Source organism: Streptomyces sp. NPDC007863 (genome assembly GCF_040633895.1).
In the GTDB taxonomy this organism is placed as follows: Bacteria; Actinomycetota; Actinomycetes; order Streptomycetales; family Streptomycetaceae; genus Streptomyces.
In genome coordinates this window covers 98932-119934 of the sequence record NZ_JBEYEI010000006.1, presented here as the reverse complement: position 1 = coordinate 119934, position 21003 = coordinate 98932, and the positions used below count along the sequence as shown (strand labels likewise).

General features: G+C 75.2%; 14 protein-coding genes and 1 tRNA gene. 7 read left to right on the top strand and 8 right to left on the bottom strand.

The annotated features are described in order from the left end of the window. Window positions 1-8: 8 nt before the first annotated feature. Window positions 9-81 (bottom strand) — tRNA-Arg (locus ABZ621_RS11620). A 299-nt stretch (window positions 82-380) separates the two neighbouring features. Between ABZ621_RS11620 and ABZ621_RS11615 the strand changes: the two genes are divergently transcribed. The 7 genes from ABZ621_RS11615 (at window position 381) to ABZ621_RS11585 (ending at window position 9239) form a co-directional block, all read left to right on the top strand. Then, a complete protein-coding gene (locus ABZ621_RS11615) occupies window positions 381-2003 on the top strand; it encodes a dynamin family protein (RefSeq protein WP_360603543.1) in 1623 nt (540 codons plus the stop codon). Between the two features lie 73 nt (window positions 2004-2076). Beyond that, a complete protein-coding gene (locus ABZ621_RS11610) occupies window positions 2077-3918 on the top strand; it encodes a GTP-binding protein (RefSeq protein WP_360603541.1) in 1842 nt (613 codons plus the stop codon). Between the two features lie 241 nt (window positions 3919-4159). Continuing rightward, window positions 4160-4651 carry a single-stranded DNA-binding protein gene (locus tag ABZ621_RS11605; protein ID WP_360603178.1) on the top strand — a complete coding sequence of 164 codons (492 nt, stop codon included), beginning with the start codon at window positions 4160-4162 and terminating at the stop codon, window positions 4649-4651. A 224-nt stretch (window positions 4652-4875) separates the two neighbouring features. Beyond that, complete coding sequence (locus ABZ621_RS11600; RefSeq protein ID WP_360603176.1) at window positions 4876-6318, top strand: Cys-Gln thioester bond-forming surface protein; 1443 nt, start codon at window positions 4876-4878, stop codon at window positions 6316-6318. A 164-nt stretch (window positions 6319-6482) separates the two neighbouring features. Further along, window positions 6483-8147, top strand: coding sequence for an energy-dependent translational throttle protein EttA (gene ettA / locus ABZ621_RS11595; protein WP_150228240.1), 1665 nt, complete (start codon window positions 6483-6485; stop codon window positions 8145-8147). 7 nt (window positions 8148-8154) lie between these two features. After that, a complete protein-coding gene (locus ABZ621_RS11590; protein ID WP_360603174.1) occupies window positions 8155-8580 on the top strand; it encodes a thioesterase family protein in 426 nt (141 codons plus the stop codon). Continuing rightward, window positions 8577-9239, top strand: coding sequence for a hypothetical protein (locus ABZ621_RS11585; protein ID WP_360603172.1), 663 nt, complete (start codon window positions 8577-8579; stop codon window positions 9237-9239). Before ABZ621_RS11590 ends, ABZ621_RS11585 begins: the two co-directional genes overlap by 4 nt. A gap of 73 nt (window positions 9240-9312) precedes the next feature. Here the strand turns inward: ABZ621_RS11585 and ABZ621_RS11580 are convergent, their stop codons facing one another. The 7 genes from ABZ621_RS11580 to ABZ621_RS11550 all read right to left on the bottom strand — a co-directional run bounded on the left by ABZ621_RS11580 (window position 9313) and on the right by ABZ621_RS11550 (window position 20970). Beyond that, the gene (locus ABZ621_RS11580) at window positions 9313-9909 is read right to left on the bottom strand and encodes a hypothetical protein (protein ID WP_360603170.1); all 597 of its coding nucleotides are present in this window, start codon (window positions 9907-9909) and stop codon (window positions 9313-9315) included. A 47-nt stretch (window positions 9910-9956) separates the two neighbouring features. Further along, window positions 9957-10904: an ABC transporter ATP-binding protein gene (locus tag ABZ621_RS11575; RefSeq protein ID WP_360603168.1), complete on the bottom strand. Its 948-nt coding sequence runs from the start codon at window positions 10902-10904 to the stop codon at window positions 9957-9959. After that, entirely contained in the window at window positions 10901-13753 is a 2853-nt protein-coding gene (locus ABZ621_RS11570; protein ID WP_360603166.1) for an FtsX-like permease family protein, read from the bottom strand. Before ABZ621_RS11570 ends, ABZ621_RS11575 begins: the two co-directional genes overlap by 4 nt. Next, a complete protein-coding gene (locus ABZ621_RS11565; RefSeq protein WP_360603164.1) occupies window positions 13753-17085 on the bottom strand; it encodes an ABC transporter permease in 3333 nt (1110 codons plus the stop codon). Before ABZ621_RS11565 ends, ABZ621_RS11570 begins: the two co-directional genes overlap by 1 nt. A gap of 200 nt (window positions 17086-17285) precedes the next feature. After that, the gene (locus ABZ621_RS11560) at window positions 17286-17666 is read right to left on the bottom strand and encodes a globin (protein WP_360603162.1); all 381 of its coding nucleotides are present in this window, start codon (window positions 17664-17666) and stop codon (window positions 17286-17288) included. A 64-nt stretch (window positions 17667-17730) separates the two neighbouring features. Next, window positions 17731-19602: an FHA domain-containing protein gene (locus ABZ621_RS11555; RefSeq protein WP_360603160.1), complete on the bottom strand. Its 1872-nt coding sequence runs from the start codon at window positions 19600-19602 to the stop codon at window positions 17731-17733. Between the two features lie 42 nt (window positions 19603-19644). After that, window positions 19645-20970 carry a VWA domain-containing protein gene (locus ABZ621_RS11550; RefSeq protein WP_360603158.1) on the bottom strand — a complete coding sequence of 442 codons (1326 nt, stop codon included), beginning with the start codon at window positions 20968-20970 and terminating at the stop codon, window positions 19645-19647. Window positions 20971-21003: the final 33 nt, after the last annotated feature.

Below are 21003 nucleotides of genomic sequence, written 5' to 3'. Positions count from 1 at the left end.
CGCTCGTGCGCCCCCGGCAGGACTCGAACCTGCGGCCAAGTGCTTAGAAGGCACCTGCTCTATCCGCTGAGCTACGGGGGCCGGTGATGGCCCTGGGCCTGGTGGCCCGGGTGGGTGGGGTGGGGCTGCCGGGACAAGGATAGGGGTCCTGGCGGCTCGGCCCGGGTGCTTCGCCTGCGTGGCACTATGTGGAGGTTCGGTGAAGCGAACCGATAATCGCAGGCAGGTGCGATTTGCGCAGCGCTTTTCGCGCCGTGTGCGGCGGGTGTTGTGCACTCGTTATGCCCGGGGTTCCGGCCGGGCTTCTCTTCTTCGGCGCGCAGGGTAGCCATACGCTTCAAAAACGCTCACAAATTGGGCATTCTTCGCATGTGGTGACCTTGGACGAACGGCCTCAGCTGATCGACGCACTCTCCGCCCTGCGCGACCGAGTCGCGGCCGTGCGTCTTCCCCTCCCTCTGCCCGATGTGCCGCGCGCCCGGCAGACGCGGGCCGAGCTCCTCGCGCAGCTCGACGACTACCTGGTGCCGCGGCTGAAGGATCCCGACGCGCCGCTGCTCGCCGTCGTAGGCGGGTCGACGGGGGCCGGGAAGTCGACGCTCGTGAACTCGCTCGTCGGGCGGCGGGTCAGCGAGGCGGGGGTGCTGCGGCCGACGACGCGGACGCCGGTGCTCGTCTGCCACCCCGAGGACCAGCACTGGTTCGCGGGGCTGCGGGTGCTGCCGCAGCTCACGCGCGTGTGGCTGCCGCAGGCCGACGAGGACCACTTGGGCGCGGACGGCGACGCCGAGGACAACGCGCTGCGGGTCGAGACCGCCGCCGGGCTGCCGCGCGGCCTCGCCCTCCTCGACGCGCCCGACATCGACTCCCTCGTCGTCGAGAACCGGCTGCTCGCCGCCGAGTTGATGTGCGCCGCCGACATCTGGGTGATGGTCACCACCGCGTCCCGGTACGCCGACGCCGTGCCCTGGCATCTGCTCCGTACCGCCAAGGAGTACGACGCCATGCTCGTCACCGTCCTCGACCGGGTGCCCCACCAGGTCATCGGCGAGGTCTCCCGGCAGTACGAGGCGCTGCTGGACAAGGCCGGGCTCGGGGACGTACCCCGCTTCACCATCCCCGAGCTGCCCGAGTCCACCGGCGGCGGCAGCGGGCTGCTGCCCGAGAGCGCCGTCGCCGCGCTCCGCGGCTGGCTTGCGCACCGGGCCGAGGACCCGGCCGCGCGCCAGCAGGCCGTCTCCCGTACCGCCACCGGCGTCATCGACTCGCTCGACCGGCGGCTCCCCGAGCTCGCGGGAGCCGTCGCCGCGCAGTACGCCGCCGCCGTACGGCTCCGGGGCGCGGTCGAGAGCGCCTACCGGCGGCAGGGGGCCCGGGTCAGGAAGGAGCTGGGGAAGGGGGCCGTGCTCGCCGGGGACGCGCGGGCCCGGTGGCGCGCCTACCCGCGCGACAGCACCGCGGACGAACTCCTCGACGCCCTCACCGAGTCCCTCGCCGCCCTCCTCCACTGCGCCGTCTCCGCCGCCGAGGAATCGATTCGGGACGCCCATCGGCGGGAGCCCGCCGGGGGCGCCCTCGGGGCCGTCTCCGGCGGCGGTGGCGACCGGGCCGTCGCCGAACGGATCGGCCTGGAGGTACGGCGCTGGCGGCGGGTCCTGGAGGAGCTGGCCGAGGAGGAGGTGCGGGGCGTGGAGAAGCCCGCGGGGCGGGGCGCCGCCCGCGCCGCCGTCCCCGACGCCGGGACCGTCGCCGCCCTGCTCGCCGCCTCCCTCCTCGGCGGCCGCCGCGCCCGGCCCGCCGGCGAGCGGCTCGCCGAACTCCTCGGCGCCCAGGCCGCCCTGCGCCTGCGCGACAAGGGCGGCGACCTCGTCCTCACCCACGTCGACCGCGTCCTGCACGCCGAGCGCGACCGGCGCCTCGCGCCGCTCGACGCCCTCGACGTCACCCCCGAGCCGCAGGCGGAGCTGATCGCCGCGCTCTCCGTACTGCAGAAGGAGAAGTGACGTGGCCCGGAAGGCGACGGAGAAGGCGACGGAGAAGGTGTCGGAAAGGGTGTCGGAGGGGGTGTCCGGGGGGGTGTCGGAGAAGCCGGCGGAGAACGACGGCCGCGAGCGGTGGGACGACGGGCTGATCGCCCGGCGGGCCGCCGAGCGGCTCGCCCCCGGGGGCGCGGCCCCCGAGGCCGACGCCGAGGCGGAGGCCGACGCCGAGGACGCGCGGGGGTTCGGCGGGACGTACGGCGGCGGGCTGCGGACACGGCTGGACGCCCTCCACGAACTCGTCGGGCTCTCCCGCACCCGGGTCGACGGCGACGCGCTCGCCGAGGCCGGGCGGGTCCTGGACGAGGCCGCCGCCCGCCAGCGGCTCTCCTCCCGGCACACCGTCGTCGCCCTCGCCGGCGCCACCGGCAGCGGCAAGTCCACCCTCTTCAACGCCCTCGCCGGAGTCTCCGTCTCCGAGACCGGGCTGCGCCGGCCCACCACCTCCGCGCCGCTCGCGCTCACCTGGTCGGAGGGGGCGGCCGGACTTCTCGACCGGCTGGGCGTGCCCGGGCGGCTGCGCCGGCGCCCCCTCGCGGGCGGCGCCGCCGACGCCGAACTCCAGTCGCTCGTCCTCATCGACCTGCCCGACCACGACTCGGCCGTCACCGCCCACCGCGACCAGGTCGACCGGGCGCTCGGCCTCGTCGACGCCGTCATCTGGGTCGTCGACCCGGAGAAGTACGCCGACGCCGCCCTCCACGAGCGGTACCTGCGGCCGCTCGCCGGGCACGCCGAGGTCACCTTCGTCGTGCTCAACCAGATCGACCGGCTCGGCGCCGAGGCCACCGAACTCGTCCTCGACGATCTGCGCCGCCTCCTCGACGAGGACGGCATGGCCCTCGGCGAGCACGGCGAACCCGGCGCCACCGTGCTGCCCGTCTCCGCCCTCACCGGCGAGGGCGTGTCCGAACTCCGCGAACTCCTCGCCCGGTTCGTCCAGGAACGCACCGCCCCCGAGCGGCGCATCGCCGCCGACATCGACACCGCCGCGGCCAGGCTGCGGCCCGCGTACGTCGCCGCCGACGCGCGGGCGGGCCTCGGGGAGCGCAGCCGCGAGGAGTTCGCCGGCCGGCTCGCCGTCGCCGTCGGCGCGCAGGCGGCCGGCGAGGCCGCCGAGCGGGTCTGGCGGCGCGGCGCCATCCGCGCCTGCGGCTCTCCGTGGCTGCGGCTGCACCGCTGGTACGAGCGCAAGCGCGCGCACGGCTCCACCGACCCGCGGCTCGCCGCGCCCGTCGAGGACGAACTGACCGCCCGGCAGCGCGTCGAGCAGGCGGTGCGGATCGTCGCCGACGAGGCCTCGCGGGGGCTGCCGGCGCCGTGGGCCCACGCCGTACGGGAGGCCGCCTCGCGCGGCGCCGAGGGGCTGCCCGAGGCGCTCGACGAGCTGACCGTCACCCTCGGCGACCCCGCCGCCCGGCCGCCGCGCCCCGCCTGGTGGCCGGCCGCCGTCCTCGCGCAGGCCCTGATGACGCTCCTTCAGCTCTTCGGCGCGCTGTGGCTGGTCGGCCAGATCGTGGGCGTCGTGCAGCCGGGGCTGCTGCCGCCGGTCCTGGTGATGCTGGGCGGGATCGCCGGCGGCCCGCTGATCGAATGGGCCTGCGAGAGCGCGGTGCGGGGACCGGCCCGGCGGTACGGGCAGGAGGCCGAACGCAAGCTCGCGGAGGCGGCCGCCGCCTGCGGCCGGGCCCGGGTCCTCGACCCCGTCTCCGCCGAACTCCTGCGCTATCGCGAGGTGCGTGAGCAGTACGCGAAGGTGTCCGGCCCCCGGCCCTCGCCGAGGATCGTCGGCGCGGGCGGCCGCGCGGCCGGCCGGGGCGGCGGCCGGGGCGGCGCGCTGCGGCTGGGGGCGACCCGGACGGGCGCCCGGATCCGGTAGCGGCCCCGTCGGTACCCCTCTCCGCACCCTTTTCCCTACCCCTCTCGGTATCCCTCTTCTATCCCTCTTCGTACCCCTTTCCGGACCCCTCCCCGCGTGTCGCGCGCCGTTCGTCGATCCCCCGTTCGGGTGGGTGAGTTGTCCACAGCCCGTCGGTCGTCCACAGGCGCCGACGGGCTTTCCGCCGCCCCGCCAGCATGGTCCTCACAGCGGCCGACCGGGCGCGGGAAGAGGGACGGACATGAACGACACGACGGTGACGCTGGTGGGCAACGTGGCGACGGCGCTGGACTTCCGGGACACGCCGGCCGGGCCCGTGACCCGCTTCCGCTTCGCGGTGACCGCCCGGCGGTGGGACCGCGAGCGGGCGGTCTGGACGGACGGCGCCACCAGCTTCTACACGGTCTCGGCGTGGCGGGCGCTCGGCGCCAATCTGATGGCCTCCGTCTCGGTGGGGGAACCGCTCGTGGTGCACGGGCGGCTGAAGGTCCGTGAGGACGAGCGGGACGGGCAGCGCAAGACCTTCGTCGACGTGGACGCGCTCGCCGTCGGGCACGACCTGACGCGGGGGACCTCGGCGTTCAGGAGGACCTCGCGGGCGGAGCCCCGGGCCCCGGGAGAGGGCGACCTGACGGAGAACGAGGAGGTGCCGGGGCCCGTGCCGAGGCTCGCTCCGGCGGGCGGAAAGGACCCCTGGACGGCCGCCGCGCACCAGCTGGTAACCGCTCCCTGACCTTGAGTTGTGGGGATTTGTCGACCAACTCGCCGAGGACATAACGATTCCGAGACGGAATGGTTGTCTCACCGTATGACCGGGGACCGGGGGCTTCCGCCTCCCTAGGATTCCCGAGTACTCATGCGGCACGTGAGCCCATGGAGTCACTGAGTCTGCTGGCGGGCGCTCCCCCCACGCGAATCGACCAAGTTCGCGGAGCGACTCGCCCGGAGGGGAATGCGATGTTTTCAGTTCGTGGGCGCGCTGCTGCCCGCTTGGCCGCGGCGACCCTGGTCTCGGGCCTGGTCGCCTCCAGCGCGATAGCCCTCGCGGGACCGGCGATGGCCGATGGCGGCGCCGACGCGACGCTGGGCGGACTCAAGGAGTCCGGCAAGATCTGGATCGGTGACGAGGAGGGCGACCCGATCCGGGGCGGTCTCTTCGAGCTGACCGTGGACGGCGGCGGCTCGCTGCAGGCGTACTGCATCGACCTGCTGACGCCGACCGACCCGGGGACGAAGTACAAGGAGACCGACTGGGACAAGTCGACGCTCCACGACAACCCGAACGCCGGCAAGATCCGCTGGATCCTGCAGAACTCCTACCCCGAGGTGAACGACCTCGGGGCGCTGGCCGGCAAGGCCGGCGTCGCCGCCCTCACGGGTGACGAGGCCGCCACCGCGACCCAGGCCGCGATCTGGAAGTACTCGGACAACGTCACGGCCACCCCGGTCGACCCGGAGGCCAAGGCGCTCGCCACCTACCTGGTCGCCGAGGCCGCCAAGGCGCCCGACCAGGAGGAGCCGAAGGTCTCCCTGGCCGCCGCCCCGGCGTCCATCGCGGGCAAGGCCGGCGACAAGCTCGGCCCGTTCAAGGTCACCACCACGGCCGCCGACGGCGCCGTCAAGGTCTCCCTGCCCGCCGACGCCCCGGCGAACGTCAAGGTCGTGGACAAGGACGGCAAGGCCGTCACCTCCGCGGGCAACAACACCGAGCTCTTCCTGGACGTCCCGGCCGGCACCCCCGACGGCACGACCAAGATCGGTCTGCAGACCGAGACCGAGGTCGCCATCGGCCGTGTCTTCGGCAGCGTCGAGGGCCACGAGCAGACCCTGATCCTGGCCGGCAGCAGCAAGTCCACGGTCAACGCCGAGGTCACCGCCGCCTGGGCGAAGAAGGGTGCGGTCCCGGCCGTCACCGTCGCCGAGAACTGCGCCAAGGGCGGCCTCGACATCACCGCCTCCAACGAGGGTGACGAGGACTGGACCTTCGACGTGAAGGGCGTCTCCTACACGATCAAGGCCGGCGAGTCCAAGACCGTCACGGTCCCGGTCGCCGAGGACACCGCGTACGACTTCACCATCACGGGCCCGAACGGCTTCTCGAAGTCCTTCCAGGGCGTCCTCGACTGCAAGACCGCCCCGAGCCCGGAGCCGTCCACCGGCACCCCGTCGGCGACCCCGTCGACCGGCACCCCGTCCGAGACCCCCTCGGCGAGCCCGTCCACCCCGGCGCCCGGCGCCACGGACGCCTCCACCGGCACCACCGGCACCACCGGCGGTGACCTGGCCGAGACCGGCAGCTCCAACGCCACCCCGATGATCGCCGGCATCGCCGTCGCGCTCGTCCTCGCCGGCGGCGGCGCGGTGTTCTTCCTCCGCAAGAAGAAGGCCGCCGGTCAGTAGTCACGGCAGAGCATGACGTCACGCGGTGACCGCACCCCGTGACCCCGGACGGCCCCGGACGCACCCGCGTCCGGGGCCGTCGCGCGTACGGGTTTCCGCCTGAGGGCGGCAGTGCGGCAAGATGGGTGTATCTGCCCACTCACTCTCTTGCCGGACGGTTTCTCTTGGCTGAGTACATCTACACGATGCGCAAGACGCGCAAGGCGCACGGCGACAAGGTCATCCTCGATGACGTGACGCTGAGCTTCCTGCCGGGTGCGAAGATCGGTGTGGTCGGCCCGAACGGTGCCGGTAAGTCCACCGTTCTGAAGATCATGGCCGGGCTGGAGCAGCCGTCCAACGGTGACGCCTTCCTCTCCCCGGGCTACTCGGTCGGCATCCTCATGCAGGAGCCGAAGCTCGACGAGTCCAAGACCGTCCTGGAGAACGTCGAGGACGGCGTCGCGGAGATCAAGGGCAAGCTCGACCGGTTCAACGCCATCGCCGAGGAGATGGCCACGAACTACACGGACGAGCTCATGGACGAGATGGGCAAGCTCCAGGAGGACCTGGACCACGCCGAGGCGTGGGACCTGGACACCCAGCTGGAGCAGGCCATGGACGCCCTGGGCTGCCCGCCCGGCGACTGGCCGGTCAACAACCTCTCCGGTGGCGAGAAGCGCCGCGTGGCGCTCTGCAAGCTCCTCCTGGAGGCCCCCGACCTGCTGCTCCTCGACGAGCCCACCAACCACCTCGACGCCGAGTCGGTGAACTGGCTGGAGCAGCACCTCGCCAAGTACAAGGGCACCGTCGTGGCCATCACCCACGACCGGTACTTCCTCGACAACGTGGCCGAGTGGATCCTGGAGCTCGACCGCGGCCGTGCCATCCCGTACGAGGGTAACTACTCGACCTACCTCCAGAAGAAGGCCGAGCGCCTCAAGGTCGAGGGCAAGAAGGACGAGAAGCGCGCCAAGCGCCTCAAGGAAGAGCTCGAGTGGGTGCGGTCCAACGCCAAGGGGCGTCAGGCCAAGTCCAAGGCTCGCCTCGCCCGCTACGAGGAGATGGCCGCCGAGGCCGACAAGATGCGGAAGCTGGACTTCGAGGAGATCCAGATCCCGCCGGGCCCGCGCCTGGGCTCCGTCGTCGTCGAGGTCAACAACCTCTCGAAGGCGTTCGGCGAGAAGGTCCTCATCGACGACCTCTCCTTCACCCTGCCCCGTAACGGCATCGTCGGCATCATCGGCCCGAACGGCGCCGGCAAGACCACGCTGTTCAAGATGATCCAGGGCCTGGAGACCCCCGACGCCGGCGAGATCAAGATCGGTGAGACGGTCAAGATCTCCTACGTCGACCAGGGCCGCGCCAACATCGACCCGAAGAAGACGCTGTGGGCCGTCGTCTCCGACGAGCTGGACTACATCAACGTCGGCCAGGTCGAGATGCCGTCCCGCGCCTACGTCTCCGCGTTCGGCTTCAAGGGCCCGGACCAGCAGAAGCCGGCCGGCGTGCTCTCCGGCGGTGAGCGCAACCGCCTCAACCTCGCGCTCACCCTCAAGCAGGGCGGCAACCTGCTGCTCCTCGACGAGCCCACCAACGACCTCGACGTCGAGACCCTCTCCTCGCTGGAGAACGCGCTCCTCGACTTCCCCGGCTGCGCCGTGGTCGTCTCCCACGACCGCTGGTTCCTCGACCGAGTGGCCACGCACATCCTGGCCTACGAGGGCGACTCCAAGTGGTTCTGGTTCGAGGGCAACTTCGAGTCGTACGAGAAGAACAAGGTCGAGCGGCTCGGCCCGGACGCCACCCGTCCGCACCGCGCCACGCACAAGAAGCTCACCCGGGGCTGAGGTCGTCGTGGCGAGACACATCTACAGCTGCCCCCTCCGCTGGTCGGACATGGACGCCTTCGGGCACGTCAACAACGTGGTCTTCCTCCGCTACCTGGAGGAGGCCCGGATCGACTTCATGTTCCGGCTGGCGCCGGGGGACGGCAGCCCGTCCTTCTCCGGCGGGTCCGTCGTGGCCCGCCACGAGATCGACTACCTCCGCCCGCTGGTCCACCGGCACGAGCCGGTGACCATCGAGTCGTGGGTCACGAAGATCGGCGCGGCGTCGCTGACGATCGCGTACGAGATCAAGGACCCCGAGGTCACCTACGTACGGGCCTCGACGGTCGTCGTGCCCTTCGACCTGGAGACGCAGCGGCCGCGCCGCATCTCCGAGGAGGAGCGCAGCTTCCTCCAGGAGTACGTCGACGACGGGATGACGTCCGCCGCATGACCGTGCTCGCCCCGCTGCACTTCGCCGACCCCAGGGAGGCGGCGGCCCTCGCCGCCTTCCTGACCCGGCTGGTGCACTACGACCGCGCCGCCGCCGTCCGCCTCCAGGCCGCCGGCGGCGCGCTCGCCGTCTTCGGACGCCCCCCGTCCTTCGAGGTCCTGGCGATCCGCACGGCCCGCCTGGAGGACGCGGTCGACCTCGACGTCACCGTCTCCGCCGGCGAGCTGCTCGACGGCGTCGAGGAGACGTCCGGCAAGGCCGTCGTCCCCGCCGCCGTCACCGGCCCGCCGTGGGCCGGCGTCCTCCCGCCGCGCACCGGCTGGCGGCCCGTCGAGGGCCTGCCGGGCGCTGCTGAGCTGCGCGGGGCGGTCGCGGCGGCCGTCGCCGAGTTCCGCCGCCGGGACGCGGAGCTGCCCGAGGAGCGGCGCACCCGCGCCGAGCGCGACCGCGTCGGCCGGGAGATCTGGTCCCGCGTCCTCGGCGCCACCGGCCTGCCGCTGCGGGCGGTGCACGCCGCCCAGTCGCTCGGCTTCCTGCCGCCCGGGGACGTGCCGGTCGCCCTGATGGCCGCCGGGCCGTGGCTGCGGCTGCGCACCCCGTACGGCTCCGTCGCCCTGCGTACGGCCCCGGCCTCGCTGACGGTCACGCCCGCGTCGTAAGCCGTGGGCGCGAGCCGTGGGCGGGAGCCGCGGGAGGCTCGTGTCCGTCGTGCCTCCACGGCCCCCGCGGGCGTCACCAGACGCGGTCGTCCGTGCCCTCCAGGGCGACCGCCGTCACCGACAGGGCCGCCGCGAGGACCAGCAGCACCGCCGGGATCACCAGCGACCCCCGGGCGACGTTCTCGTCGGCCGGGACCGGGTCCATCCGGCGCGCCGGGTCGTAGGCGATCGTGAGCCGCTTGCCCGCCTCGCCGAGCTTCTCCTCCCAGGCGAACCGCTCCGGGTAGCCGCCCGGGCAGTCCAGCGTGTGGTGGTACAGCCGCTTCGGCTCGGGGCCGCCCTCGCCGAAGGTGGGATGGTCGGTGACCCGCGCCTTCCCCACCACCACGCACTCCACCGTCGCCCCGCGCACCCGCGAGTCCCGGGCCTCGATCCACACCGCGCCCAGGCCCGCGAGCAGCAGGACCAGCGCCAGGACGCTGCCGCCCTCGCGGAAGAGCGCGTTGTGCGCCGCCACCGCGAGCCCGGCGAGGACCAGGCCGACGAGGACCGCGAGCGCGGTCGGCGTGCCCAGCGGCGAGCGCATCGACCAGCTTCCCCACAGGTGCAGCAGCACCCCGGCGCCGAGCGGCACGGCCACCGCCCCGGCGTACGCGAGCACGCGTCCCATCCGGACCACCCCCGGGCTTGGACGCGGGGGGCGGGGGGGCCGGTTCCTCAGCGCTCCGCGTCGTCCGGCCACACCCCGATGTGGTCCTGCTCCAGCTCCAGCGCCACCCGGTGCTCCATGCCCAGCGCCGCCGTGTAGTCCGCGGGGAGCTGGAGCCGGCCCGCGCGGTCGAGCATCGCGTACTCCCGCGCGACCAGCGACTCCTGGCCCTCCGCGTCGACCTCGGTGCGGCGCAGCACCTCGGAGGAGGTGCGGCCGTCGCGGATGGCGACCGTGCGGCGCACCTCGGTGGCGACCGCCTGGTCGTGGGTGACGATGACGATCGTGGTGCCCAGTTCCTCGTTGGCCCGGCGGAAGGAGGCGAAGACCTGCTCGCCGGTGGCCGAGTCCAGCTCGCCGGTCGGCTCGTCGGCGAGGAGGACCTTCGGGTCGTTGGCGAGGGCGACGGCGATCGCGACCCGCTGCTGCTGGCCGCCGGAGAGCTGGTGGGGCCGCCGGTCCCGGCAGTGCGCGATGTCCATCATCGCGAGCAGCTCCTCGGCCCGCTCGGCCTTCTTCTTCCTGCTGCCCGCCAACTGCATGGGCAGCGCCACGTTCTGGGCGGCCGTCAGATAGGGGAGGAGGTTGCGGGCGGTCTGCTGCCAGACGAAGCCGACGACCTCGCGGCGGTAGCGCAGCCGGTCCTTGCCCGTCATCGCCAGCAGGTCGCAGCCCCCGACCCGGGCGGCGCCCGCGGTGGGCACGTCCAGGCCCGCGAGGATGTTCATCAGGGTCGACTTGCCGGAGCCGGACGCCCCGACCAGGGCCATCAACTCGCCCTCCTGGACGAGGAGATCGAGCCCCTGGAGCGCCTGCACCTCCACCCCGTCGGTGGTGAAGATCCGCACCAGGCGGTCGCAGGCGATCAGCGCGTCGTGGCCGTACGAAGGCCGGTCGCGGTGCGCGGTGGCCCGCCGCTCCAGCTCCTCCAGGGTCGTGTTCGCGGTCGTCGTCATCGTGCGTCTCCTGCCCTGAGTTCCTTCACCGAGCTCCTCCGCCCCGTCCACCACGCCTGTACGCCCGCCGCCGCCGCGGTCAGGAGGACCACGGCCACGGCCGGCAGGACCAGCGACCACGGGTCGGCCCGCAGCCCCGTGCCGCCCAGCGCCACGCCGCCGTCCGCCATGGCGAGCGCCAGCCGGTGCAGGTCGACGCCCGGCGCGAGCAGCGGCACCGTCGCCCACCCGGCGAGCGCCCCGCCGAGCGCGGCGAAGACGGCGGGCGGCAGCGCCTCCAGGCCGAGCAGCCGCCGGCCCTGCGCGCGGGTCAGGCCCATGGTCCGCAGCCGGGCGAGGAGCGTCGCCCGCTCGGGCCCGCTCCGCGTCAGCGACAGCAGCACGGCGACCACGGCGTAGGCCGCGCCCGCCCCGATGGCCGCCGCGTACAGCCCCTCGGCGCCGGACTGGAGCGGCGAGTCCACGTAGGAGTCGCGGGTCTCGCCCCGCAGTGCCACCGCCAGGTCCTTCGACTTCCCGGCGACGGCCGCCCGCAGCGCCGGACCGTCGGGGGTGCCGGTGGCGAGCACGACGGTCGTCCGCCGGTTGGTGACGTCGGCGGCGTTGACCACCAGGAAGTTCTCGCCGCGTACCGCCGGGGTGGAGTCCCGTACCGCCACCACCTTCACGTGGAAGGAGCCGGCCGCCGCGATCAGCAGCATGGGCCGCTCGCCGAGGCGCGCGGCGACGTCGGGGGAGGCGAGTGCGGGCAGCACCCGGTCGGTGTCGCCGACCGCCTCCGGGCCGCCCTTCCCGGTGGAGGCGAGCAGCCCGGCGGGGAAGGCGCCGTTGTCGGTGCGCCCGGCGAGGCGGGCGTACGCGGCCGGGTCGACGGCGACGAGCGCGGAGCTCATCCCCCGGTCGGTGGCGACCGGCGAGGGCAGTTCGAGGCCGTACTCGACCTGTACGGGCTGCGCCTCCCGCACGCCCTTCGCGCCGCGCACCGCCTCCATGACCTCGGGCGTCACCGGCACGTTCTCCGTGGTCCCCTCGATCCGGGCGTCGGCGCCGATGGCGAGCACCGCCGCCCGGTCGCGGGCCTCGGAGACCCCGGCGAGGACCGAGCCGCCGAAGGCGGCCGTCGTCAGCGCGAGGACGAGCGCGAGCAGCGGCAGCACGCCGGTGGACGAGGCCCGTCCGGCGCGGGCGATGGCCAGCGGCCCGACGGCGCCGCGCATCCGGCGGGCCGGCCGGGCCAGCCAGCGCAGCGGCAGCGGCTGGAGCCGTACGAGCACGAAGGCGGCGATCACGCCGACGAGCACCGGGGCCGCGCTGACCAGGTGGTCGCCGGAGTCGGAGGTGCCGCGCAGCCGCAGCGAGGCGATCGCGCCCGCGGCCAGGACGAGCACGGTCAGCTCGACGACGAGGCGGCGCCGGGACGGTTTGGCGTCCACCATGTCCTCGCGGGCCCCGTGCAGCCGGAGCCCGCGGTGCCGCAGCACGGCCCGGGCGGGCAGCACGAGCGCCGCGACCAGGGCCACCAGGGCGGTGGCGAGGACGGACGGCAGGAGCGGCGCGGAGCCGGTCAGGGCCGGGGAGCCGGGCGTGTCCGGGCCGCGGACCAGGGCGATCGCGGCCACCAGGCCGAGCAGCGCCGCCGGGGCGGTGACCGCGGCGGTCTCGCCGAGCAGCCGGAGCCCGATGCCGGGCAGCGAGGCGCCGCGGGCGCGCAGCAGGGTGAGTTCGCCGTCCCGGCGGGAGAGGAAGAGCCCGCCGGTCATGGCCACGACCACCACGGCGACCGCGCCGATGCCGAAGACGGCGACGGCGACGACGGGGGAGATGGCGGACCTGGCCGCCGCGTAGGCCTCCGAGATCTCGTCGAGACCGGTGGTGACCAGGCCGTTGTCGCCGGTGATCTCGCGGATCCCGACCATGGTGGGGCCGCTGCGCGTCGAGTCCACGGCGGCGGCGAGCGGCCCGGCGTCCCGCGCGGTCAGGTGGTCGGCGACGACGGGGAAGCGCCAGAAGACCTCGGTGCTGACGGTGGTGGAGACGAGGGCGGCCCCCGACTCCGGTGCGATGAGGAGCCCGGCCCGCCAGTAGCGCCGGGGCTCCGTCGGGTGGTCCGTCAGCGCCAGTACCGGCGCGGACAGCAGCGGTTCGATGGCCCAGTACGGCCGCGTGGCGTCACGGGGCTCCACGATGCCGGTCACGGTGACGGCGACCGGCTCGGCGGAGGTGCCCGGCACGTGTACGACGGAACCGGCCTTGATCCCGAGGGCCTTCGCCATCGCGGTCGTCGCGACGGCCTCCGGGCGCGCCGGGTCGCCCTTGGCCATCCGTCCCTCGCGCAGGACCGCGTGCGCGGCGGGGTCCGACGGCGAGGCGAGGAGGAACTGGACCGGCACGTGGTCCGGCTGGGGCAGCCACGCGTCGAGGCCCGGGACCGTCTCCGTCGTCCGGACGCCGTGGACGGTCTGCTCCGGGTCGGTGCGCAGCGGCGCGGGCAGCATGCCCCGCAGCTCCTCCCGCTCCCTGCGCAGGGTGGCGGGCTCCACCACGGCGTCCTGCGTCAGCGGGTAGGTGATCTCCAACTGGGAGCGGTGGGCGGGGGCGGTGCGGATGCCGTGCCGCAGCCCCTCCGTCTCGTACGCGTCGATCACCCGCGGCAGCGCGGCGGCGAGCAGCGCGGTGACGAAGACGAGCAGGGCGAGTCCGGCGGCGGCGCCGGGCGCGGCCCGCAGCCGGGTCCGGACCCAGGGGGCGACGGCCCGGGACGGGCCCTTCTCGGCCGGGGCCGGCCGGTGGCCGGGGGACTCGCCTGCGGGCTGCATCGGGCGGGACTCCTCGCGCGGGACGTCGGACATCAGTTGTCTCCCTGGTGGCGCAGGGTCACCGCCGGCTCGTTGCGGCGCAGGGCGATGGCCGCGACGACCGCGAGGGGCAGGGCGGCGACCCCGGCGAGGAGCAGGGCCACCTCGCCGAGCGGCAGTTCGACCAGGACCGGCGGCACGGGCCGGGTGGCCCGGCCGGTGAGGACCACGAGCGGGACGACCACCCGGGCGAGGAGGGCGCCGAGGGCGACGCCCACCAGGAGGCCCACCCCGATCAGGACGCCCTGCTCGGCCGCGAGGAGCCGGGCGAGCCGGCGGCGCGGCGCGCCGAGCGCCCGCAGGACGGCGAACTCGGCGGCCCGTTCCCGTACGGAACCGGCCGAGCCGACCGCGAAACCGACCGCGGCCAGGGCCGCGGCGGCCGCCGCCACCGCCATCAGGGCGGTGTGGGGGCCCGCGCCGAGCGGGTCGCCGAGCAGGTCCTCGGCGATGGCGTCGCGGACGACGAGCTCGCCGGGCTCCTCGTCGGCGCGCTCGCGCAGCGCCGCCACGACGGCGTCCGTGCGGCCGGGTGCGGGCGTCAGCCACCACTCGGTGGGCGCCACCGGGTCCGCCACGTCGGCGGTGGACAGGGAGCGGTTGACGGTGGTCAGGTCGACGAGGACGGCGCCGCCGTCCTGGGGCACGTGCCCGGCGGCCTCCGCGTCGGTGATCCGGCCCGAGGCCCCGGTCGTCGGCAGGTCCTCGACGACCCGGGTGAGGGTCACCTCGACCTGCCGGCCGCCGAGCGAGAGCCGGACGGTGTCGCCCGGCTTCGCCCTGGACGCCTCCATGAACGCGGCGGACGCGATGGCCGGCACCCGCTCGGGCCGCGTCGGCACGGGCGCGGTCAGCTCCACCGCGTAGTCCTCCGCCAGGCCGGTGAAGGTCCCGGAGAAGTCGCCCCGCAGGGTGTACGGGACGGAGTACGGGCGCTGCCCGCCGCCCGCCGCGGGGGAGCCGGCCGCGCCGGTCAGCCGCGTCGGGTCCCCCCGCTGACCGCGGAGGGTCTGCTCGGCGGCGGCGGACCAGCGGGACAGGGTGCCCGCCGGGTCGGCGGTGCGCAGGACCTCGTCCTTCCCGGTGGTGCCGAGCAGGTCGACGTGGAGGGCCTGGGCGCGTTCGACGCCCTCGGAGAAGCGGGCGGTGAGCTCGATGCCGGTGAGGACGAGCCCGGCGCCGGCGCGGACGCCGTCCGGGGGCGTCAGCGGGGTGAGGTCGAGCGTGAACCGGTGGGCGCGGCCGTCGGCGGGCAGCTGTCCCACCGGCTGCCGGGACGGGACCCCGTGGAGGTCCTCCAGGGTGAGCGTGACGTGGGCGCCGGTGCTGCCGCGCGGGGCGGTGCTCCGCAGCTCGACGACGAGCGAACGGCTGTCCGCCGGCAGCGCGAACCCGGGCCGGGCGCCGTCCCGCGGCGCGAGCGGCGCGAGCAGCTCGGCCGGTGTGCCGCCCGCCAGGTCCTCGCGCATCAGCAGGCCGCCGGGGAGCCGGCCGGTGGCGGCGGCGAGCACGGTCGCGTTGTGCCCGGCGACGTCCATGGCGGTCCGGTAGACGGGGGCGACCTCGCGCACCCCGGGGACGCGGGCGAGCCGCGCGGCCCGTGCCGGGTCGCCGGGGCCGACGCCGAGGACCCGCACCGCCGTGCCGGCCCGGAAGTCGGCCTGGTCGTGCTGCGACCGCTCCCACGAACGGCTCTGACCGATCGCCAGCATGCCCATCGCCACCGCGAGGACGAGCAGCAGCACCGGGCCCGCGCCGCGCAGCGGGCGGCGGCTGAACTGCCAGCCGGCCAGCGCGGCCGACAGGCCCCGGCCGCCGGCCGCGCGCCGCTCGGCCAGCTTCGCGGCGGGCGGCAGCAGACGCAGCGTCAGGACGGTGCCGGCGAGCAGCGCGAGGGCGGGAGCGGCGATGAGCACCGGGTCGATGCCGGAGCCGTCGGCGGCGGCCTCCGGGGTCCGCCGGAGCTGCCAGAGCGCGATGCCGGCGATGAGGAGGAGGCCGAGGTCCGCGCCCGCCCGCACCGGCCACGGCAGCGTCCCGGCGCGCGCCGCGCGCAGCGAGACGGCGTCTCCGTCGCGGGTGGCGAGCGCGGGGGCGACGACCGCCGCCGCGCAGGCGAGCGCCACCCCGGCGGAGACCAGCCAGACCGTGACGCCGGGCGAGGAGTCGAGCCGCACCCCGAGCGAGGACAGCGCGGAGCGTTCGGCGAAGAGCCGGGTCAGCGGGCCGGTGAGCAGCGGCGCGAGGAGCGCGGCGGGCAGGGCCAGGAGCAGGGCCTCGACGGCGGCGAGTCCGGCGATCCTGCGCCGGGAGCCGCCGCGGGCGCGCAGCAGCGCGGTCTCGCCGGAGCGTTCGGTGCTCAGCAGCCGGGCGACGAGCAGCAGCGCGTAGGCGGCGAGCAGCACCAGCTGCACGGCGACGATGAGGAGGGTGGAGCGGGAGACGGCGAGGGCGCGTTCGGTCTGCGCGAGCACGGTCGGCAGACCGGTGGAGACGCTGATCGTCGTCCCGAAGGCCGTGGTGTCGGCGAGCAGCCGGGCCGGCTCCCCGGTCGCCGCCTCGCGCAGGGACGCGATGCCGCCGGTGTCGAGGCGGGAGAAGTCGGCCTCGGCGAGCCAGGCGGTGTCGCCGAGGGCGAGGGCGCCGGAGGAGAGGACGGCGGGGTCGGCGAGCAGCGGCCCGTAGGTGGTGAAGGAGACGGTCCGCACACCGCGGCCGCCGACCTCCTGGTCGAGCAGCCAGTACGGGTCGTCCGGGTCGGTCGCCTTGTAGACGCCGGTGATCCGGGCCTTCACCGTCTTCTCGGTGAGCCGGTCGGTGAGTTCGAGGACGGTGCCGGGGCCGGTGTCCAGCCGCTTCGCCGCCTCCTCGGGCAGCGCCGTCTCGATCACGCCGCCGGGGCGGGCGGCCGAGGGCCAGGCGCCGCGGACGAGGGTGAGCCGCGCGCGGTCGAGCGTCGCGAAGTGGGTCAGGTCCGGGTCGCCCGCGCGGGCCGCGGGCGCCTGGAGCGAGCGGGGCAGCGCGTACGGTCCCGAGGTCTCCAGGCGCCGTACGGTGACGGGCAGTCCGTCGAAGGCGCGCCGGGCGCTGTCGGTGACGGCCGCGTCGGCCGCGGTCCGCCGCTCGGCCGGGATCTCCCCGGAGACGAGCAGGGTCGCGGCGGCGGCCGAGCGGTCACGCAGGCCGGCGTGGAGCGCGGCGTTCCCGATGGAGGAGGAGAAGCCGGCGAGGGTGGCGAGCACGGTCGTCGTCAGGACGACGGCGAGCAAGGCCGCGCCGAGCAGCAGCCGGTGAGCCCTGACGCGCAGAAGTACGAACCCCGTCACCCATCCCCCTGGCCGCCCTCGAACCCCCGAAGCCCTGAGCTTCGAAACGTTCCGGGAATGCTTTCATCGGCCACGGGTCGGTGGAAACCGCTTGTGCACCGACCTTGATGGGATCGTGACCGTTAATCGGTCATTCATCCCCGGAATGTGTTCATCCGGTGGCATGGAGTGGTCTGTACCGCCGGAGGAGCGGCGTGGGCTCAGCCGTCGGTGTTCACCATCGAGGCCGCCGCGTACGTCATGTACCGCCACAACTGCGCCTCGTGCTCCGGCGCCAGCTCCAGGCTGTCGATCGCGTCGCGCATGTGCCGCAGCCAGGCGTCGTGCGCGGCCCGGTCGACGGCGAAGGGGGCGTGCCGCATCCTCAGGCGCGGGTGGCCGCGGCGCTCGCTGTAGGTGCCGGGACCGCCCCAGTACTGCATCAGGAAGAGGGCGAAACGCTCCTCGGCGGGGCCGAGGTCCTCCTCGGGGTACATCGGGCGGAGCAGCGGGTCCCCGGCGACGCCCTCGTAGAAGCGCCGGACGAGGCGGCGGAACGTATCCTCGCCGCCGACCTGCTCGTAGAAGCTCTGCTCGTTCACCGTTCCATCGTCTCAGACGGACCGGCGGAGGACCGGAGGTCTAGGACCCCCGGCCCTCCTGGGCTCAGCCGCGCCGGACGGTGATCGTCGTCCAGGCGCCGACGTGCACCCGGTCGCCGTCCTGGAGCTGGACCGGGACGTACGGCTGGATCGGCTCCTCGCCGCCGTTGACCGTGGTGCCGTTGGTGGAGTTCTGGTCCACCACCGCCCACGAGCCGTCCGGCTGCTGCACCAGCACGGCGTGCTGGTGCGAGACGCCCGGATCCTCCGGCGGCACGGCCAGGTCGATGTCCGGTGCCTCGCCGGTGGAGTGCCGGCGGCGGCCGATGGACACCTGGTTGCCCTGCAGCGGCAGCTGCTTCGGCGGCGCGTACGCGGGCAGGTTGAGCCCCGAGGCCTCCGGGCCGCTGCGGCGCATCATCGCCATGAAGTAGTCACGGTCCGGCCCGACGTACGCCGTCCACCCCTGCGGGGCCTGCGGCTGCGGGGGCTGCGCCTGCGACGGCGGGGACAGCACCCAGTCGTCGGCGGCGGCGGCGCGCGGCGGTGCCTGGTGGTGCGTCGGCTCGGCACCGAGCGGCTCGGCCGGCCGGTTCACCTGCGAGGGCCGCGAGTCGTGGTACCCGAACGGATCCTGCGGTGCGGACGGCCCGGGCGCCGGCGGCGCGGCCGGGAAGCCCGGCGGCGGCGCCGAAGGACGCTGGGCCTGCGGCGGGGGCGCGATCGGCGTGTACGAGGTCGCGGTACCGGTCAGGAAGTTCCACCGGCACTCCTCGCAGAACGGCGCCATGTGCTCGCGCGGCGTCCGGCACTGCGGACACAGCTCCGCCTGCGCGGTCGCGTTCGGATCCCCACCGAACCCGTGGGGGCCGTTGGGCCCACCCGGACCACCGGGGAACGAGGTCCCGCCACCCGGACCGGCCGGGCCGCCGGGACCACCGTCAGGCGCACCGGGACCGCCGGGGAACCGGGGGCCGTCCGGGGAGCCGGGGCCGCCGGAGAAGTGGGGGGCACCGGGAGCACCGGGGAAGCCGGGACCGCCCGCGCCCGCGGGGGCGCCGGGGCCACCCGGGAAGCCGGGACCGCCCGGAGCGCCGGGGAACGCAGGGGCGCCGGGAGCGCCCGGACCGCCCTGCGGACCAGGGGCGCCGGGGAAGCCGGGACCGCCAGGTGCGCCGGGAGCGCCGGGAGCGCCAGGTCCGCCGGGGCGACCGGCACCGCCGGGGCCGTCAGGGAAGCCGGGACCGCCAGGCGCGTCCGGAGCACCGGGGAAGCCGGGACCGCCCGGCGCACCGGGTCCACCCGGCCTGCCGGGTCCGTCGGAGAAACCGGGCGCGCCGGGACCGCCAGGTCCGCCCGGGGCACCGGGGAAGCCGGGACCGCCAGGTCCGGCGGGCGCACCGGGCCCGCCCGGGGCACCGGGGAAGCCGGGACCGCCGGGCCGACCGGCCCCGCCGGGGCCGTCAGGGAAGCCGGGACCGCCAGGTCCGCCGGGCGCACCGGGACCACCAGGTCGACCGGCTCCGCCCGGGCCGTCGGAGAAGCCGGGACCGCCGGGCCCGCCCGGGGCGCCGGGGAAGCCGGGACCGCCGGGCCGACCGGCACCGCCGGGGCCGTCAGGGAAGCCGGGACCGCCAGGTCCGCCGGGCGCACCCGGACCGCCGGGCCGACCCGCCCCGCCGGGGTTGTCGGAGAAGCCGGGCGCACCGGGGCCGCCGGGCGCGCCCGGGCCGGCCGGGGCGCCGGGCATGCCGGGGCCGCCCTGCTGAGGGTTCGGGTGGGGGTAGCCGTACGCCGGTGGGGGCGGGCCGGGCGGGCCGGGCGGGGGCGGTGGGGGTGCGGGGGCCGGCTGCGCACCCGCCCCGGCCATGCGGTGGCCGCAGACCTCGCACCAGTCGTCGGAGACCGACTGGTGTCCGTTCGGGCAGGTCGGCATGTCGGTGCTTCCCCCTCTCGTCGTCCGGCCCGGCGGGCCGGGCTACCTCTTGACGCGAACGGTCTTGGTGGAGCGCGTCTCGAGTGTCATCTCGTCCGCCTCCGCGACCTTCGCCTTCAACCGCACAGTACCCGCCGCCGCGTCGACCACGTCCACCACCTTCGAAAGGAGTTTCGCGGTATCCGCGTTCCCGGAGGCCGCCGCGAGCTGCACCGCGCGGCCCAGTTTCGCGGTCGCTCCGTCCTGATCGCCCGATTTGCGGGCGTCCAGGCCGGCCTGGATGGCGTCCGCGAGCTCCGCCTGGCCGCTGTAGTGCGCGACCTGGGGATTGATGGCCGTGGTCATCGCCACGTCGTGCGTCCACACCGCCCGTATCAGTCCTTGGGACATCACCCGGGCGTCGCCGCCCAGCGGGTCGGGGACGATCAGGGAGGCGCGGGCGGCGAGCATCTCCTGCCCGACCGCGTTCGCCGGGACCCGGACGCGCACGTGGTAGTCGCGGGACTCGTCGCCCCAGGAGCCGGTGGGGTAGTCGCCGGAGCGAGGCCCGGAGTCCGTGCGCCGGGCGGTGAGGTCCGCGACCGTCGGGGCGACCTGCTTGACGAAGACGAGCTCCGCGCCGACCGGCGTCCACAGCCGCAGCGCCACGTCGGCGACGCCCTTGCCCATGACGTTCTCCATCATGGCCGTGAAGTCGGCGGCGAGCCCGGCCGGATCGGCGACGATGTCGGCGGAGCCGAGCAGCGCCGAGGCGATCCCGGTGACCTCCTTGACCTCCCAGTCCGTGCCGACGCCCCGCGCGTCGCAGGTGAAGCGGCCCGCGCAGGCGTCGAGCGCGGCCCGCAGCGCCTCGGGCGTCTCGTGCTCGTTGCGCCCGTCGGTGAGCAGCACCGCGTGCCGGATGGCGAGGTCCTCCCCGTCGAGGAGCGTGTCGGCGAGCCGCAGCCAGGTGCCGATCGCGGTGCCGCCGTCGGCGGCGAGCCGCCCCAGCGCCTCCTTGGCCTCGGCCCGGGTCCGGGCCCCGGCGACGGCCAGCCGGCCGTGGTCGGGGTAGACGGGGACGGCGACGTGGTTGCCGGCGACGACGGCGAAGGACGTGCCGTCGCGGAGGGTGTCGATCGCCGCGGCGGTGGCCGCCCGGGCGCCCTCCATCTTCGTCGGCGGGTAGTCCATCGAGCCCGAGCAGTCGACCATGATCACCACTCCGGCGGGTCCGCCGGCCGTGACGCCCCGCGCGCCGCTGGTGCCGCCGCCGGTCGCCGTCACGGTGACGACGGCGTCGACGTCCCGCCCGCCGACCGGCAGGTACTCGTTCTGGTAGACGTCCACCGAGAACTGCGGCACGGACGGCTTGGCGAAGTTCGCCATCTGGTTTCGGCTCCTCGGGGGGCGGCGACGGAA

Excerpts from the sequence above, each read along its gene's own strand:
- ABZ621_RS11605 (WP_360603178.1), top strand. The coding sequence starts at position 4,160 with ATGAACGACACGACGGTGACGCTGGTGGGCAACGTGGCGACGGCGCTG.
- ABZ621_RS11600 (WP_360603176.1), top strand. The coding sequence starts at position 4,876 with ATGTTTTCAGTTCGTGGGCGCGCTGCTGCCCGCTTGGCCGCGGCGACC.
- ABZ621_RS11585 (WP_360603172.1), top strand. The coding sequence starts at position 8,577 with ATGACCGTGCTCGCCCCGCTGCACTTCGCCGACCCCAGGGAGGCGGCG.
- ABZ621_RS11580 (WP_360603170.1), bottom strand. The coding sequence starts at position 9,909 with ATGGGACGCGTGCTCGCGTACGCCGGGGCGGTGGCCGTGCCGCTCGGC.
- ABZ621_RS11575 (WP_360603168.1), bottom strand. The coding sequence starts at position 10,904 with ATGACGACGACCGCGAACACGACCCTGGAGGAGCTGGAGCGGCGGGCC.
- ABZ621_RS11570 (WP_360603166.1), bottom strand. The coding sequence starts at position 13,753 with ATGTCCGACGTCCCGCGCGAGGAGTCCCGCCCGATGCAGCCCGCAGGC.
- ABZ621_RS11555 (WP_360603160.1), bottom strand. The coding sequence starts at position 19,602 with ATGCCGACCTGCCCGAACGGACACCAGTCGGTCTCCGACGACTGGTGC.
- ABZ621_RS11550 (WP_360603158.1), bottom strand. The coding sequence starts at position 20,970 with ATGGCGAACTTCGCCAAGCCGTCCGTGCCGCAGTTCTCGGTGGACGTC.